We start from the raw sequence: 15,545 nt of genomic DNA, 5'->3' as shown, positions 1-15,545 counted from the left end.
CTTCCGATCTCCCACCTGCTGCTGCGGCGCGGCGACGGCCACTACGTGCTCGGGCCGCTCACCCTGGCCGAGGCCGTGGCCGCCGTGCCGGGTGCCGCGTGCGGGATGAGCCGGCCGTTCCCGCCGGGCGAGTCGCTGCGGGTGGCCCTGCGCGAGGCGGGCTGGGCGGCGGCCCGCGCCGCCGAGTCGGGCCGGCCGCTGGTGCGCTACGGCGACGACACGACGGGCCGCTGGCTGCCCGACGACCCGGCCACGCTGCACGCCCTGGTGCGTCACGTGCTGGGCGAGGTGCTCGCCTACGACGAGGCCCACGACTCACGGCTCGTCACGTCGGTGCGCACGTGGATGGAGCGCAACCGCCGCACGGAGGACGCGGCGGCGGCGCTGCACATCCACCCCAACACGCTGGCCTACCGGCTGCGCCGTTTCGCCGCGCTGACGGGCCGCGACCTCTCGTCGAGCGCGGTTTTCGCGGAGGTCTGGCTCGCCATCCAGGCCGCCCGCCGCCTCGGCCTCCACGACCAGTGACGCGCTCGGGCTGCCGCGGGCGGCTCAGTCGCCGAGCTGGATCGTGGCGATCTCCCAGGGCCGCAGGGGCAGGCGGAGCGCGCCGTCCGAGACCGCGATCGGCTCGCCGGGGCGGCCGCGCAGGTCGGTGTGGCGGGCGCGGGTGAAGGAGCCCCGCACCACGGCCTCCACCGGTTCCGGCGACAGGGCCACCACCCGCAGCTCCTTCCAGTCGTCGCGGACCCGCAGGGACGTCATCACCACGCCGTCGCCCGTGACCGACAGGCCCGGGGCCGCCGGGGGCAGGGCGAGCGACGGGTCGCCCGTGCCGGGTACCGGCAGCAGGTCGTGCCGGAAGACCTCCGCCGCCGGCGGCACCGCCTCCCATCCACCCTCGTACGGCATGAGCGCCAGCGTGACCGCGCGCGGCCCGCGCGACTGGGCGGCGGGGGTCGGGATCTGGGGGCCGGCGGGCTCGGGGCGCAGGGCGTGGCGGTTGCGGGACAGGTAGCCGATGGAGCGGAGGAGGGTCAGCGCCAGCTCCGTCCCCTCACCGCCCTCGGTTCCGCCCCAGGCGCGGCCGTCGACCAGCTCGTACTCCGTGACGTGCTCCAGCAGCGCCGCCACTCCCCCGGCGGCCACCCACGAGGAGGCCGGGAAGGTGGGCAGCGGCTCCTCGCCGCAGCCGCCCTCGGCGGTCAGGCCCCGGGTGACGACCGCGAACTGGCCCTCGGCGTGCGAGACGGACGCCGGTTCCGGAAGCGGCACGTGCAGCCGGACCCGGTGATCGGCGCAGCGGTTGTCGAACTCCACCCGCAGGCGCACGAACGGCTCGCCCGCCCGCAGCTCGACCCGGGTGTCCACGACGATCTCCTCGGTGGCGTCGGTCCGGGCGGGCGCGGGGAGGGCGGGCGTGCCCTCGATGCCCGCGCCGGCGGCCGGCCACCGGTACACGCGGCGCACGTCCAGGGCGGCGACGAGCGGGCCGGAGCACACCGGGGTGACCTCGGCCGACTCGGGGGCGGAGACGACGCGGTCCCGGGCCGGGGGCGCGTGGTTGTAGCTGTCGCCGACGTCGCCGCCGTCCACGACGCGGGCCGCGCCGGTGAGCGTGACGCCCGCGGCGGAGGTCAGGGTGAGGGTGCCGTCCTGGGCCACCTCGACGCGGAGCAGGCCGTTGTCCAGCACCCGCCCGTCGGCCCGCACGCCTTCGAGGGAGGCGTGCTCCGCGGCGCGCGCAGCCGGGCGCAGGCTCGTGTGGCCGAGCGGCGGGACCTCCACCAGGGCGGCCACGGTACGCCGGGGCTCGGCGACGATGCGGACCCGCGTGACCCCCTCGACCGCCCCCCGCACCTCGGCCACGTCGAAGGCGGCGCGCGGCTCCCGGGCCACCTCGAAGGTCAGCGTCCCGTCCTCGACCGACCAGCCGGTGATGTGCTGCCCGTACAGCTCGGTCCCGTGGACGAACGTCAGCGCCGTGGCCGGGTCCATCTCCTCGTCGAGCAGCAGCGTGGGCGCGTACTCCAGCGGCTGGACCGGGACGGGCGCGCCGTCGGCGTCCACCAGCGGGTCGTGCCCGGCCACGTCCAGGTGAACGACGCCGCGCCGGGCGGCGGGCGTGGGGTTGACGACGAGCACCCCTCCGGCGGGGACCGCCGCGGCCAGCCGGGCGGTCACCATGTCGCGGACGGCGTGCCCGAGGTGCTCCGCCTCGGCGATGCGCGCGGCGACCTGCTGGGCGGTCTCGTCCACGCCGCAGCCGGTGACGGAGTCGTGGCCGCTGGCGTCGACGAGCCGCCACCAGGCCATGTCGAGGAAGCGGCCGGGCCACTGCTCGCCCCAGAGGGCGGCCAGCGGCTCGGCGTAACGCTCGACCATGCGCTCGGCGCGGCTCATGGCCTGCTTGACATGGGCGCGGACCGAGATGACGCCGGGCAGGATGTTGGCGCGGGCGTGGGAGCGCAGCTCGCCCTGGACGCGGGGCAGTCCCTCGACGGACCCGCCGTCCCCGTACGCGGCGAGGTAGCCGGACAGGGTGTCCATGCGGGCCCCGATCGCTGCCACCATGCCGGGCAGGCCGCGCACGGGCGCCGAGTGGTCGGTGCCGTACATCGCGAGCAGCGCGCCCTCGGGCCCGTGCCACTCGCGCATGCGGCGGGTGAAGACGGCGGCCCGCTCGGCGGTGTGCGCCGGGTCCTCGAACAGGTGGGCGCCGTTGCCGTAGCCGCCGATGGGCAGGTACTGGGCGCGTACAGCGGTGCCGTCGGGGGCCACCCACGCGAAGGCGTCGGTCACCACGGACGACGGCACCCCGCGGTAGACGCAGGCGTGCAGGAGCCCGGCCTTGCGCAGGATCTGCGGCATCTGCGCCGTGTGGCCGAACATGTCCGGCAGGTAGCCCACCGGCATCGCCCCGCCGAGCTTGTCGGCCCGGTCCATGCCGAGCTCCAGGTTCCGGACGATGTTCTCGCCGGAGCACAGGAACTCGTCGAGCAGGATCTGCCACGGCCCGACCGCGAGCCGTCCCGACTCGACCAGCGCCGCGACGCGGTCGCGCTGCTCCGGCCGGACCTCCAGGTAGTCGTCGACGCAGGCGAGCTGCCCGTCGAGGGTGAAGTGGTAGCCGGGCTCGCGCTCCATCGTGTCGAGCACCTCGTCCAGCAGCGCCACCAGCCGCAGCCGGAAGCGCTGGAACGGCTCGTACCACTCGCGGTCCCAGTGGGTGTGCGGGACCACGACGATCTCGTGCGGGCTCGTCACGCTGCTTCCCCTCCGATCGGCAGGCCGTGTTGCACGGCGTAGCGGGCGGCGATCCGCTGGGCCGTGACGATGTCCTCCAGGGCGCCGTCCGCACCGGTCAGCGGCGGCTCCCCCTCGGTGACGTAGGCGTGGAAGGCGGCGAGCTGCGTCTCGAACGCCTCGGTCACTTCGCGCCACTCGGTGCGCCCCTCGCCGCCCGGGTCCGCGCCCGGCGTGACCACGGTGAGCACGGTCGGCGCGTTGACCAGGTACGGGGCGGGGAAGGCCAGCTCCAGGGTGCCGCCGTCATGGTGGATCGCCACGGTCTCCCGGTAGGCGGGGTAGTCCTCCAGGTAGTGCCACCGGATGGAGAACCGGCCGGCGGCCGGGAGCGGGCCGGAGATCTCGACGGACCCCGGGGCCGGTCCCCAGGTCTCGACGTGGGAGATCTCGGCCGGGGAACCGGTGAAGCGGCGCAGCAGCGACAGGTCGTGGCAGATGGAGCCGAGCGCGACGCCGTACAGGGCGCGGACCGCCTCGGGGGCCTGCTCGCCGAGGGCGCGGGAGACGAGGGCGTCCTCGGCCGCGCGCAGCGAGGCGAGCAGCGCGGGGTCGACGTCGGCGGCCCGGGTCAGGCTCGCGAAGGCGAGCTGCGACCCGGCGCTCGGGTGCAGCACGGTCACCTCGACCGACCGGACGGCCTCGGGACCGCCCAGCTCGGCGAGCAGCCGCTCGGTCCGGCGCACGGCCGGGTCGTACTGCTTCATGTAGCCGACCATGAGACGGCCCTCGGGCAGCGCGGCCACCTCCGCGCGGGTCAGCGCCAGCGGCTTCTCGCACAGCACGGCGTGGCCCGCCTCCAGCGCCTGCCGTACCGGCTCGCCGTGGGAGCCGGAGGCGAGCATGACCACGGCCTCGAACCCGCCCGCGGCCAGCATGTCGTCCAGGGAGGTGTAGCGGGCGGCGACGCCCAGGCGGTCGCCGACGGCGGCGGCCAGCGCGGGCGACAGGTCGCACACGGCGGTCACCTCGAACAGGTCGCGGCGCCTGGACAGCAGCGGCGCGTACACCGCCTGCGTGACGGCGCCGCACCCGACCAGCGCGATCTTCAGTGTCACAGTCCCAGCTCTCTCAGCTTCTCCCGGTTCGCGGCCTGGTCGGCGATGTTGCGCTCGACCGTGCGCCGGCCGGGCAGGGTGTCCTGCTCGATGATCACCCAGCCCTGGTATCCGATGTCGTCCAGCGCCCCGACCACTCCGGGCAGGTCCAGCTCACCCTCGCCGAGCGGGGCGAACCCGCCGCGTCCCATGAGCTCGCGCAGGTCTGCGCCGTCGGCCAGGGCCTGGGCGAGGATCTTCGTGTCGCCGTCCTTGACGTGCACGTGCCCGACCCGGCTCGCCCAGTCGCGCAGCGCCGTCACCGGGTCTCCCCCCGCCAGCAGCAGGTGGCCGGTGTCGAGGCAGAGCTGCACGTCGGTCAGCTCCAGCAGCCGCTCCACGTCCTCCGGGGTCTCGACGTACGTGCCGAGGTGGTGGTGGAACGCGGGCTCCAGCCCCCGCTCGCGGCACCGCTCGGCCGCCTCCTGCACGCGGGCGGCGTATCCCGCCCACTCGGACGCCGCCAGCCCTGGAACGCTCCCGCCCGGGCGGGCGAACCGCTCGGGCGATCCCGAGCAGGCCAGGGTGGGCCGCGGCGCGAATCCCTCGGGCGCCGGCGGGGCGGCGGCGAAGACGTCGAGCGCGGCCTCCAGCGCGGGCAGCCCGGCCTCGTACGCCCCCGCGTCGCCGTAGCGCAGGTCCACCCAACCGCCGGCGAGCAGCAGCCCGTCGCCGGCCAGCCGGTCCCTCAGCCCGGTTCCGGTGCCGAGGTAACCGATCGGCCCGGAGTCGATGCCCTCATAGCCGGCCTCGGACAGCGCGCGGACCATCTCGTCGGCGCTCAACGGCGGCGCCTCGGTGGCCAGCTCGAACACGCCGAAACTTACGGGCGCGTTGGCGACTTTCACTCGTGTGTTCACTCGCACAGTGCCATCACCTCGTTCTCGTAGGTTTCCAGCCGGTGCCGTCCGGCGGCGGCGGGCAGGAGCGCGCGGGCGCCGTGGACGACCTGCCGGGCACCGTCCGGGCAGACCAGGACGAGGCCATCGGCATCCAGGGCGAGCAGCTCGTCTCCCAGCCTGAGCAGCAGCGGCCCGTCGGGGCCTGCGGAGACGGCGGTTCGCCCGGCGCGCACGCCGTCCAGCACCGTGCTCGTGTCCTCGGCCAGCACCCACGTCGTCGGCGCGCCCGGCAGGCCGTCGGAGCCGGGCCGGTGGAAGTCGCTGCCGCCGATCGCGATGACGTCGTCGCGCCAGGCGTCCGCCCAGGCCAGCGGCGCGCCCCAGCGGCGGTCCCACCAGCCGGAGCTCCAGACCTCGGCGGTTCGGGGCCGGCGGGTGATGGGCAGCAGCCAGGCGCAGTCGCCGCCGAGCGGGTGGTTGATCGAGATCAGGCCGCCCTGGCGCTCGGCGTGCCCGGCCCAGGCGTCGGCGGGCTCGCGGAAGTCGACCCAGCCGACGGCGCCGAAGACGTTGGCGTGGCCGCGGTCGGTGGTGACCTCCTGGCCGGGCAGCAGCGTGATGCCCCGGTCACGGGCGGCCAGCTCGGGGTGGTGGCTGACCGTGTTGTGGTCGGTGACGGCGAGGAAGTCGAGGCCGCGTCCGCGGGCGAGCGCGGCCAGCTCGCCGACCGTCAGGGAGCCGTCGCTGTGGACGGTGTGGCTGTGGAAGTCCCCGGCGTACCAGCGCAGGCCGTCCACGGCGGGGATGTCGCGGCGCGGCGGGCGCTCGGCGGCGGGCGGCTCCTCGGCGGCCGAGTCCGGCGAGGTCACCGGGGCCGCGCCGGCGGTGGTGATCTCCAGCGTGTAGTCGAGGCCCTGGGGCGGGACGCGGTGCAGCCGCAGCCACACGTGCCAGGTGCCCGGCTCGGCCGGTCCTGGCAGGTAGCCGGGCGTCGCCCAGCCCTCGGTGATCGTGTACGTGTCGCGGGCGCCGCCCGACCAGCCGCGGAACCCGGCCGGGCCGGCGCAGCCGAGGTCGAGCACGCCCTGGGACCGGTCGTAGGACAGCCGCACGGTCACCGCCGCCGCCCCGGGGGGCACCTCGAACGGCACCTCCCGCAGCATGCCCTCCAGCCGGTCGCCGAGGGTCCAGCGCCCCTGGAACACGGTCATCGGGCCACCAGCTCCCCGTCGCGGTAGACCAGCGCCCGGTCGCGGCGTGGCGCGGCGAAGCCCTCGTCGCCGACGGCCGGCTCGCTGCCCTCGGGCACGACGGCCTGCACGGTGACGTCGTTGACGTCGAGCGTGACCAGGTGGGACGCGCCCAGGTTCTCCACGATCACCACCTTCCCGGCCAGCGTGCCCTCCGAGGAGCCCTCGGCCGGCTTGGCCGCGTAGGCGTTGTACTCGGGGCGCACGCCGTAGATCACCTTCTCCCCGTCGGCGAGCAGCCCGGACGCCGAGTCCGGGACCGGGACCGCGCAGCCGGCCACCTCCAGCGTGTCACCGCGCACGACGGCGTCGAGCAGGTTCATGGGAGTGGAGCCGATGAAGCCGGCGACGAACGTGTTGGCCGGCCGCTGGAACACCTCGGCCGGAGTGCCGATCTGCCGGATCACGCCCGCCTCCATGACGGCCATCCGGTCGGCCATGGCCAGTGCCTCGGCCTGGTCGTGGGTGACGAAGACGGTGGTGACGCCCAGCTCGCGCTGGAGCTTCTTGAGAAACGTGCGGGCCTCCAGGCGTAGCCGGGCGTCGAGGTTCGACAGCGGCTCGTCGAACAGGAACGCCTGTGCCTGCGTCGCCATGACGCGGGCCAGCGCGACGCGCTGCTGCTGCCCGCCGGAGAGCTGGCCGGGCCGCCGGTCCATCAGGTGCTCCAGGCCGAGCCGGGCCGCGACCTCACCGGCCCTGCGGTGGCGCTCGGCCTTGGCGACCTTCTTGATGCGCAGCGGGTAGGCGACGTTGTCGGTGACGTCCATGTGCGGGAACAGCGCGTAGTCCTGGAAGACCATGGCGATGTCGCGGCCGCCGGGCTGCACGGAGGTCACGTCGCGCTCGCCGATGACGACCGCGCCGCCGGTGGCGGTCTCCAGCCCGGCGATGGTGCGCAGCAGCGTGGTCTTGCCGCAGCCGGAGGGGCCGAGCAGCGCGAAGAACTCGCCGTCGGGGATGACCAGGTCGAGCGCGTCGAGCGCCTTCACGCCGCCCGGGTAGACCTTGGTCAGGCTTCGCAGTTCGATTGCCGCCATTACCGCTTGATCCCTCCGTGGAACCGGAAGCCGTACTTCTTGCTGACGAACAGGTACATGAGCACCACGGGCACCGAGTAGAGCAGCCCGAACGTGGACAGCAGCCGCAGGTTCGCCTGGCCGCCCTCGGTGTAGAGGGTGTACATGATCACCGCGGCGGGCTGCTTCTCGACGTCGCTGAGCAGCAGGTACGGCATGAGGAAGTTGCCCCAGACGTTGGCCACGGCCCACACCGCGATCGTCGCGAGGCCGGGCCGTACCAGGGGGACGACCACGTGCGCCACGATCTGCAGCGGCGAGGCGCCGAAGACCCGGGCCGACTCCTCGTACGACTTCGGCGTGGAGTCCATGAAGTCCTTCAGCATGAAGATCGCCGCGGGAAGCAGGCCGCCGCTGAGGATGAGGATCAGCCCGAGCCGCGAGTCGATGAGGCCGAGCTCGACGGCGAGCTGGAACAGCGGCACCATCGCGGCCGTGCCCGTGATGATCGACGAGAGCAGCAGCAGCGCGTACAGCAGCGCGTCGCGGCCGGGCAGGCGCACGCGGCTGAGCGCGTAGGCGGCCAGCGCCGCCAGGGTCACCACGAGCAGCGCCGTGCCGATCGACAGCAGCAGCGAGTTGTACAGCGACGGCAGCGCGTACGGGTGCTCCAGGATGGCCTGGAAGTTGTCGAACGTGAAGTCCGGCATGCGGACCTCATAGGTGGGGTCGCTGGTCAGCGGCGCCGACGCCAGCCACAGCAGCGGGATCGTGAAGAAGGCGAGCAGGACCGCGATCAGGGTGTAGAAGCCGATCCGGCCCAGCACGAACCGGGTCATTTCTTGCTCCTGAGCAGGCGCAGGTAGAACACCGCCACGACCAGGTTGATCAGCAGGATGACCGTGGAGACCGCGGCGCCGTAGCCGAGCTGGCCGCTCTGCAGGGCGACCTTGTACACGTGGACGGCCAGGATCTCGCTCTTCCCGTCGGGCCCGCCCGCGGTGATCATGAACGGGGTGAAGTCGTTGAACGTCCAGAGGCTGATCAGCAGCAGGTTGGTGAGGATGTGTCCCTTGATGTGGGGGAAGACCACGTCGCGCAGCTGTTGCCAGCCGGAGGCCCCGGCCAGCCGGGCGCTCTCCAGGTGGGAGGGGGGCACGTTCCCGAGGGCGGCGCCGTACAGCATCATCGAGAACGCGGTGCCGCGCCAGGTGTTGAACACGATGATCGACAGCATGGGGTGTTCGAGCAGCCAGGCGTAGTCGCCGGTGCCGAGCAGCGCGTTGAGCGTGCCGCCGTCGGCGTCGAGCAGCGCCACCCACAGGAACGACACGACCGCGCTCGGCAGGATCCAGGCCAGGATGACCAGGCCCTCCACGATCCGCTTGAGCGGCCCGCGCCTGTCGCGCAACATCCAGGCGATCGCGAATCCGAGGCCGACCTGCCCGATGACCGCCGAGCCCAGCACGAACTGGACGGTCAGCCAGGTGGAGTTCCAGAAGGTGGGCTCGCCCAGCGCGGACAGGAAGTTGTCGAACCCGACGACCTTGGGGTCGGCGGCGGCCGTGCCGGTCAGCCGGTAGTCGGTCAGGCCGAGGTAGAGCACCCACAGCGCGGGGAAGACGAGGAAGATCGCGATGAGGAGCAGCGCGGGGGCCGCGAAGGCTCCCGCGCGCCACCGGCCCAGGCCCGCCGCGTCGACGCTGTAGCGGTGGGCCGTGGGGTCCGCGGCCTCCGGGGCGAGGTCAGGAGGCGATGTTGCCTGCGCCACCGACGATTCCTTCGAGCTTCTGCTGGTACGCCGTGGCCGCCTCGTCCGGCGTCTTGCCGCCGACGACGGCCGCGGTGGCCTCCTGGAGCGCCACGGACACCTGCGGGTAGACCGCGACCGGCGGCCGGTAGGCCGTCAGCGGCAGCACCTTCTCCGAGATGAACGTCAGCAGCGGCTCACCGGCCAGGATCTCCTTGTTGACGTCGGTGCGCGGGGTGATGCGCACGTTGCCGTTCTTGGTCTCCTCCTTCAGCGCCTCGGGCGAGAGCGTGAAGGCCAGCAGCTCGAAGGCCTCCTTCGGGTGCTTGCTGTTGGGGTTGACCGTGCGCAGGGCGCCGCCGGACATGCTGACGAAGTCCTGGCCGCGGATGCCCTTGCCGGGCTCCATGGCGGGGATCATGGCGTAGCCCACGCTCTGGTCGCGGTCGGCCATCTTGGCCACGCCGTCCTTGGGGTTGACGACGCCGCGCCAGAAGTAGTCGCCCTCCAGCAGGATGCCGATCTTGCCCGAGGCGAACTGCTGGAACGACTTGTCGCGGCCCTTGGCCTCCTGCTGGAGCCGGGGATCGCCGAGGCCGCTGCCGCCGTAGAGCTTCTGGTAGAGGCCGAGGACGTCCTTGACCGGCTGGGAGGCGCCGGCCCACTTGCCGTCCTTCTGGATCTCGCCGCCCGCCCCGGCCAGCAGCGGCAGCACGCCCTGCATGGTGGTGGCCTCGCCCATCGCGGTGCCGGCGTTGATCTGGATCGGCACGGGCACGCCGGCCGTCTTGAGCTTGGCGCCCGCGTCGAGGACCTCCTGCCAGCTCTTCGGCTGCCAGTCGGCGGGTAAGCCGGCCTTCTGGAAGAGCGGCTTGCTGAAGTAGAGCACGCGGCCGTCGGTGCCGATGGGCAGCGCGTACTTCTTGCCGTTGTAGGTGGCCAGGCCCTGCACCGACTCGGGGATCTGGGCCCAGCCCTCCCAGGAGTCGGCCTCGGGGCCGACCAGCTCGGACAGCGGCTTGATGTAGCCGGCCTCGGCGAACTCGCCGGCCCAGATGCCGTCGATGTCGAGCACGTCGGCGCCCTTGCCGGACTTCAGGTCGAGGGAGAGCTTGGTCTTGTACTGCTCGTCGTCGACGCCGCTGGGAACGAACTTGACCTTGACATCCTTGCCCTTGGCCTTCTGGGCCGCCTCGAACTTGGGGACCACCCAGTTGGCGACGAACTCGGCCGCCCTCGCGTTCTTGCCGCCGGCGATGGCGTTCTGGGCGATCGTCAGCTCGATCGTCCCGCCGTCGCCCCCACCTCCGGACGACCCGCCGCACGCGGTGAGCGCCAGACCGGACGCGGTCAGGACCGCGACGACGCCCACCGATCTTCTCCGCAATCCCATGCGAACCCTCCGAACCCTCAGACTCATCCGTAACGGGGCCCACGCCAATATGTCATGACATCTAGATGACGTAAAGGTCTGGTTATATTTCAGAAATGTGTCCACAGTACTCCGGGAGGTTCCCCGTTGACCGGTGACGACACCGGCCACCACGGGCCGCACGGCCGGGGCCACCTACCCAGCCGGGATTCAGACTGGCAGAATGCAGGACGAAACAGACATCTGCATGTCAGGACAATAGACCATGATGGGGAGCCGGACCCTCTGGAGGTGCGTTGTTCGACCTGATCACGATCGGCCGCTGCGGCGTCGACGTCTATCCCCTGCAGACAGGCGTGGGCCTGGACCGCGTCGAGACCTTCGGCAAGTTCCTCGGCGGCAGCCCGACGAACGTCGCCGTCGCGGCGGCGCGGCACGGCCTGCGCTCCGCGGTGATCACCGCCACGGGGGCCGACCCCTTCGGCGCCTACGTCCGGCGGGCGATCCGCGGCTTCGGCGTGGACGACGCGTTCGTGACCACGGTCGAGGGAGCGCCGACACCCGTCACGTTCTGCGAGATCTTCCCGCCCGATGACTTCCCGATCTACTTCTACCGCGGCGAGCATCCCCCCGACCTCCGGCTCACCCCCGAGTCGCTGGACCTGGACGCGATCCGCGAGGCCACGGTGTTCTGGTTCACCGCCACCGGCCTGAGCCAGGAGCCGAGCCGTTCGGCCCACGCCGCCGCGCTGGCCGCCCGCCGTACCGGATGGACCGTGTTCGACCTCGACCACCGGCCCGTGCTGTGGGAGTCGCCCGAGGCGGCCCGGCGGGGCGTGCGGGAGATGCTGCCGCACGCGAACGTGGCCGTCGGCAACCTCGACGAGGTCGAGAACGCCGTCGGCACCCGCGACCCGGAGGCCGCCGCCCAGGCGCTGCTCGACGCCGGGATGCGGGTCGCCGTGGTGAAGATGGGTCCCGAGGGCGTCCTCGCCCGCTCCGCCGAGGAGCGGGCCGTGGTCGAGCCGGTCAAGGTCGAGGTGGTCAACGGCATCGGCGCCGGCGACGCCTTCGGCGGGGCCCTGTGCCTCGGGCTGATCCGGGGCTGGCCGCTGGAGCGCGCCGTCCGCTTCGCCAACGCCGCCGGCGCGTACGTGGCCGCCCGCCTGGCCTGCGCCGACGCCATGCCGACCACGGACGAGGTGCTGGCCCTCCTATGAGCGACGTGACCCTGCCCTCCCGCTCCGCCTACGAGGAGCTCACCCGCATCCGGGCCACCCGGCCGGGAGAGATCGCGCGGGCCGCCGCCCGGCGGCGCCGGCGCGGGCTGCCCGCCGAACACGAGCGGCTGCTCGTCATCGCCGCCGACCACCCCGCCCGCGGCTCGCTGGCCGTGCGCGACCGGCCGCTGGCCATGGCCAGCCGCACCGACCTGCTCGACCGGCTGTGCACCGCCCTGTCCCGGCCCGGCGTGGACGGCATCCTCGCCTCCCCCGACATCCTGGAGGACCTGCTCCTGCTCGGCGCGCTCGAAGGCAAGCTGGCCTTCGGCTCCATGAACCGGGGCGGGCTCCAGGGGTCGGTGTTCGAGGCCGACGACCGGTTCACCGGGTTCGACGCGGCCTCCATCGACGCCATGCGGCTCGACGGCGGCAAGATGCTGTGCCGCATCGACCCGGGCGACCACGCGACCGTCTCCACCCTGGAGTCGTGCGCCGCCGCCATCACCGACCTGGCCCGCCGCCAGCTCCTCGCCATGGTCGAGCCGTTCTGGTCGGGACGCCCCGGCGGCGGGCCGCTGCGCAACGACCTGTCACCCGACGCGGTGATCCGGGCCATCGGCGTCGCCCAGGCCCTCGGCGTCACCTCCGCCTACACCTGGCTGAAGATCCCCGCGGTCGCGGACATGGAGCGGGTCATGGACGCCACCACGCTGCCCGCGCTGCTGCTCGGCGGCGACCCGCCGGACATCGACGCGGCCTACGCCGACTGGGGGCGCGCGCTGCGCCTGCCCGGCGTGCGGGGCCTCGTGATCGGCCGCGCCCTGCTCTACCCTCCGGACGACGACGTCGCCACGGCCGTGGACGGTGCGGCCGCCCTGATTCGAGAGGTTGGCTCATGACATACCTTCCGTACGGCAAGGCCGCCGGCGGGCCCTGGTCGGTGGAGATCACCCCGGAGCTGGCCGGCTGGACCTACTCGGGGCTGCGGGTGGTCGAGCTGGGAGACGGACCGGTGTCGTTCGCCACGGGCGAGGAGGAGATGATCGTCCTGCCGCTGGCGGGCTCCTGCACCGTGCGGTGCGCCCCCTCGGGCTCGCCCGAGGCCGTGTGGCGGCTCGACGGGCGCGAGTCGGTCTTCGACGGCCCGTCCGACTTCTGCTACCTCCCGATCTCCTCCGAGGTGACACTGGAGGGCCGGGGGCGAATCGCGCTGCCGTCCGCCCGCGCCACCCGCGTGCTGGAGCCCCGCCACGTGCCCGCCTCCGAGGTGCCGGTCGAGCTGCGCGGCGCGGGCCAGGCCAGCCGGCAGGTCAACAACTTCTGCGCGCCCGGCGTCTTCGAGTGCGACAAGCTCGTGGCCGTCGAGGTGCTCACCCCTGGCGGCAACTGGTCGTCCTATCCTCCGCACAAGCACGACACGCCCGGCGAGGGCGAGGCCGTGCTGGAGGAGGTCTACTACTTCGAGGTGGCCGGCGACGGGCAGGGCTACCAGCGGGTCTACTCCTCCGAGCGGGGCCGCGTCGACACGCTCGCCGAGGTGTCGTCCGGCGACGTGGTGCTGGTGCCCTACGGCTACCACGGCCCGTCGATGGCGGCGCCCGGCTACGACCTGTACTACCTGAACGTGCTGGCCGGACCGGCCGAGGAGCGGAGCATGGCCTTCTGCGACGACCCCCGCCACGCCTGGATCCGGGCCACCTGGCAGGACCAGGCGATCGACCCGCGCCTGCCGTTCGGGGGCGGGCGATGACGCGCCTCACCGTCGCCCAGGCGGTCGTGCGTTTCCTGGCCGCCCAGTGGAGCGAGCGCGACGGCGCCGAGCACCGGCTGTTCGGCGGCTGCCTCGGCATCTTCGGCCACGGCAACGTCGCCGGGCTCGGCCAGGCCCTGGCCACCTCCACCGAGGACCTGCCCTACCGGCTCAGCCGCAACGAGCAGGCGATGGTCCACACGGCCGCCGCCTACGCCCGCGCCGCCAACCGGATGTCCACGCTGGCCTGCACCACCTCGATCGGGCCCGGCGCCACCAACATGATCACGGGCGCGGCCGGCGCGACCATCAACCGGCTGCCCGTGCTGCTCCTGCCCGGCGACGTGTTCTCCACCCGCGTCGCCAACCCGGTGCTCCAGGAACTGGAGGACCCTCGCTCGTACGACGTGTCGGTCAACGACTGCTTCAAGCCCGTCTCCCGCTTCTGGGACCGCGTCAACCGTCCCGAGCAGCTCCCCTCCGCGCTGCTCGCGGCCACGCGCGTGCTCACCGACCCGGCCGAGACCGGCGCGGTGACGCTCGCGCTGCCGCAGGACGTCCAGGCCGAGGCGTGGGACTGGCCGGACGAGCTGTTCGAGCGGCGCGTCTGGCACGTCCCCCGGCACCGGCCCGAGCGCGCCGCCGTGGCCAGGGCCGCCGAGCTGATCAGGTCCGCCGCCCGACCGGTGATCATCGCGGGCGGCGGCGTCCTCTACAGCGAGGCCACAGACCGGCTGCGGGAGTTCGCCGAGACGCACGGCATCCCGGTCGCCGAGACGCAGGCCGGCAAGGGCGCCCTCCCCCACGGCCACCCGCTGGCGCTGGGCGCGGTCGGCGCGACCGGCACCACGGCCGCCAACGCCGTGGTCCGCGAGGCCGACCTGGTCATCGGCGTCGGCACCCGCTACAGCGACTTCACCACCGCCTCCCACTCGCTCTTCGCGGCCGGGACACGCTTCGTCAACCTCAACGTCACCGGGTTCGACGCGGCCAAGCTGTCCGGGCTGCAGCTCGTGGGCGACGCCCGCGAGGGCCTGGCGGACCTGGGCGAGGCGCTGGCCGGCTGGGACGCGGGCGCCGGGCACCGCGAGCGGGCCGCCGCCCTCATCCGCGCCTGGGACGCCACGGTGGACGCCGCCTACGACCAGGACGGCTCCCCGCTGCCGCAGGCGGCCGTCATCGGCGCGGTCAACGCCGCCGCCGGCGACGACGGGGTCGTGGTGTGCGCGGCCGGCTCCATGCCGGGCGACCTGCACAAGCTGTGGCGGCCCAGCGGCCCCGGCGCCTACCACGTCGAGTACGGCTACTCGTGCATGGGCTACGAGATCGCGGGCGGCCTCGGGGTCAAGCTGGCGGCCCCCGAGCGGGAGGTGTTCGTCATGGTGGGCGACGGCTCCTACCTGATGATGGCCCAGGAGCTGGTCACGGCCGTGGCCGAGGGGGTCAAACTGGTCGTGGTCCTGGTGGACAACTCCGGCTTCGCCTCGATCGGGGCCCTGTCGGAGAGCGTCGGGGCCGAGCGGCTCGGCACGTCGTACGCCTACCGGGGCACCGGCCGCTACGACGGCGGGCCGCTGCCCGTGGACCTCGCGGCCAACGCCGCGAGCCTGGGCGCCACGGTGCTGCGGGCCGACACGGTCGCCGGGCTGCGCGAGGCGCTGAAGGAGGCCCGGGCCGCCGCCACCACCACGGTCGTGTACGTCCGCACCGATCCGATGAGCACGGCGCCCTCGTCGGAGGCGTGGTGGGACGTGCCGGTGGCGGAGGTCTCGACGACGGCCGCCGGCGAGCAGGCCCGCCACGTGTACGAGGCGGCCAGGAAGGAGCAGCGCCGGCACCTCTGACGGCGCATCCTCGCCCTGACCGGGACGGCGGGCGCGGGTCACCCCCGGGGTGACCCGGCCTGGCCGAGGCCGCCCGCCGCCTCGCCGAACGC

Annotated in this window: 13 protein-coding genes; 5 read left to right on the top strand and 8 right to left on the bottom strand. The window is 73.6% G+C overall.

Features of this window, described 5'->3' with window-relative positions:
• Window positions 1-528 (top strand): helix-turn-helix domain-containing protein (locus AB0H81_RS38390; RefSeq protein WP_358385267.1); only part of this gene is annotated, 528 nt, incomplete at its 5' end.
• 24 nt (window positions 529-552) lie between these two features.
• On the opposite strand, the gene AB0H81_RS38385 is transcribed toward AB0H81_RS38390, so the two are convergent.
• The 8 genes from AB0H81_RS38385 to AB0H81_RS38350 are packed head-to-tail and all read right to left on the bottom strand — an operon-like array spanning window position 553 to window position 10,657.
• Entirely contained in the window at window positions 553-3,267 is a 2,715-nt protein-coding gene (locus AB0H81_RS38385) for an alpha-mannosidase (protein WP_358385264.1), read from the bottom strand.
• Window positions 3,264-4,364 (bottom strand): Gfo/Idh/MocA family oxidoreductase, encoded by a 1,101-nt coding sequence (locus tag AB0H81_RS38380; RefSeq protein ID WP_358385261.1) that lies wholly within the window; start codon window positions 4,362-4,364, stop codon window positions 3,264-3,266. Before AB0H81_RS38380 ends, AB0H81_RS38385 begins: the two co-directional genes overlap by 4 nt.
• Window positions 4,361-5,263 carry a TIM barrel protein gene (locus AB0H81_RS38375; RefSeq protein WP_358385258.1) on the bottom strand — a complete coding sequence of 301 codons (903 nt, stop codon included), beginning with the start codon at window positions 5,261-5,263 and terminating at the stop codon, window positions 4,361-4,363. The genes AB0H81_RS38380 and AB0H81_RS38375 overlap by 4 nt, the downstream gene beginning before the upstream one ends.
• Complete coding sequence (locus AB0H81_RS38370) at window positions 5,260-6,456, bottom strand: CehA/McbA family metallohydrolase (RefSeq protein WP_358385255.1); 1,197 nt, start codon at window positions 6,454-6,456, stop codon at window positions 5,260-5,262. The genes AB0H81_RS38375 and AB0H81_RS38370 overlap by 4 nt, the downstream gene beginning before the upstream one ends.
• Window positions 6,453-7,535 carry an ABC transporter ATP-binding protein gene (locus tag AB0H81_RS38365; RefSeq protein WP_358385253.1) on the bottom strand — a complete coding sequence of 361 codons (1,083 nt, stop codon included), beginning with the start codon at window positions 7,533-7,535 and terminating at the stop codon, window positions 6,453-6,455. Before AB0H81_RS38365 ends, AB0H81_RS38370 begins: the two co-directional genes overlap by 4 nt.
• Window positions 7,535-8,353, bottom strand: coding sequence for a carbohydrate ABC transporter permease (locus AB0H81_RS38360; protein ID WP_358385251.1), 819 nt, complete (start codon window positions 8,351-8,353; stop codon window positions 7,535-7,537). Before AB0H81_RS38360 ends, AB0H81_RS38365 begins: the two co-directional genes overlap by 1 nt.
• The gene (locus AB0H81_RS38355; protein ID WP_358385249.1) at window positions 8,350-9,285 is read right to left on the bottom strand and encodes a sugar ABC transporter permease; all 936 of its coding nucleotides are present in this window, start codon (window positions 9,283-9,285) and stop codon (window positions 8,350-8,352) included. The genes AB0H81_RS38360 and AB0H81_RS38355 overlap by 4 nt, the downstream gene beginning before the upstream one ends.
• Window positions 9,260-10,657 (bottom strand): extracellular solute-binding protein, encoded by a 1,398-nt coding sequence (locus AB0H81_RS38350; protein ID WP_358385246.1) that lies wholly within the window; start codon window positions 10,655-10,657, stop codon window positions 9,260-9,262. The genes AB0H81_RS38355 and AB0H81_RS38350 overlap by 26 nt, the downstream gene beginning before the upstream one ends.
• 275 nt (window positions 10,658-10,932) lie before the next feature.
• On the opposite strand from AB0H81_RS38350, the gene iolC reads away from it, so the two are divergent.
• The 4 genes from iolC to iolD are packed head-to-tail and all read left to right on the top strand — an operon-like array spanning window position 10,933 to window position 15,453.
• Window positions 10,933-11,856, top strand: a complete 924-nt coding sequence (gene iolC, locus AB0H81_RS38345; protein ID WP_358385242.1) for a 5-dehydro-2-deoxygluconokinase — start codon at window positions 10,933-10,935, stop codon at window positions 11,854-11,856.
• Window positions 11,853-12,758 (top strand): deoxyribose-phosphate aldolase, encoded by a 906-nt coding sequence (locus AB0H81_RS38340; protein WP_358385239.1) that lies wholly within the window; start codon window positions 11,853-11,855, stop codon window positions 12,756-12,758. The genes iolC and AB0H81_RS38340 overlap by 4 nt, the downstream gene beginning before the upstream one ends.
• Window positions 12,755-13,609, top strand: coding sequence for a 5-deoxy-glucuronate isomerase (gene iolB / locus AB0H81_RS38335; protein WP_358385236.1), 855 nt, complete (start codon window positions 12,755-12,757; stop codon window positions 13,607-13,609). Before AB0H81_RS38340 ends, iolB begins: the two co-directional genes overlap by 4 nt.
• The gene (iolD, locus tag AB0H81_RS38330; protein WP_358385233.1) at window positions 13,606-15,453 is read left to right on the top strand and encodes a 3D-(3,5/4)-trihydroxycyclohexane-1,2-dione acylhydrolase (decyclizing); all 1,848 of its coding nucleotides are present in this window, start codon (window positions 13,606-13,608) and stop codon (window positions 15,451-15,453) included. Before iolB ends, iolD begins: the two co-directional genes overlap by 4 nt.
• Window positions 15,454-15,545: the final 92 nt, after the last annotated feature.

This window comes from Nonomuraea sp. NPDC050691 (genome assembly GCF_040654455.1).
Taxonomy (GTDB): domain Bacteria; phylum Actinomycetota; class Actinomycetes; order Streptosporangiales; family Streptosporangiaceae; genus Nonomuraea.
This window is presented reverse-complemented; position numbering and strand designations above follow the sequence as displayed.

Excerpts from the sequence above, each read along its gene's own strand:
- iolB (WP_358385236.1), top strand. The coding sequence starts at position 12,755 with ATGACATACCTTCCGTACGGCAAGGCCGCCGGCGGGCCCTGGTCGGTG.
- AB0H81_RS38350 (WP_358385246.1), bottom strand. The coding sequence starts at position 10,657 with ATGGGATTGCGGAGAAGATCGGTGGGCGTCGTCGCGGTCCTGACCGCG.
- AB0H81_RS38340 (WP_358385239.1), top strand. The coding sequence starts at position 11,853 with ATGAGCGACGTGACCCTGCCCTCCCGCTCCGCCTACGAGGAGCTCACC.
- AB0H81_RS38365 (WP_358385253.1), bottom strand. The coding sequence starts at position 7,535 with ATGGCGGCAATCGAACTGCGAAGCCTGACCAAGGTCTACCCGGGCGGC.
- iolD (WP_358385233.1), top strand. The coding sequence starts at position 13,606 with ATGACGCGCCTCACCGTCGCCCAGGCGGTCGTGCGTTTCCTGGCCGCC.
- AB0H81_RS38370 (WP_358385255.1), bottom strand. The coding sequence starts at position 6,456 with ATGACCGTGTTCCAGGGGCGCTGGACCCTCGGCGACCGGCTGGAGGGC.
- AB0H81_RS38360 (WP_358385251.1), bottom strand. The coding sequence starts at position 8,353 with ATGACCCGGTTCGTGCTGGGCCGGATCGGCTTCTACACCCTGATCGCG.